The following is a 301-nucleotide window of genomic DNA, read 5'->3' as shown; positions in this document are numbered from 1 at the left end:
CCTACAACCTGATTCGTCGCGAGATGGCCAGCGCCGCCCGAGAAGCGAAGCTCGCGCCGACTGACATGAGCTTCGTGCGTGCCTTCCATGTCATCCAGCACGAGATGATGTGGGCAGCTGTCACGCCAGCCTACGCGAAATTGCCCGCCTGCCTGCAGCGCCTACGCGAGCGCCTAAAGTCGCTGCCCAATGTGAAACGACCCGGTCGCTCATGCGACCGGGTCGTCAAGTCCCGCCCTTCACGCTATGCCGTTCGCTTCCTCAATAGGGACCTTAACTGGACCTTAACTGAACGGCATTA

1 pseudogene is annotated in these 301 nt (G+C 60.5%); it reads left to right on the top strand.

Annotated features, from left to right (window positions below):
- Positions 1-301, top strand: a pseudogene (locus tag AC1DS3_RS39630) (IS4 family transposase); the annotation flags it as partial.

It is taken from the genome of Cupriavidus sp. 01L46, from assembly GCF_056399905.1.
This window is presented reverse-complemented; position numbering and strand designations above follow the sequence as displayed.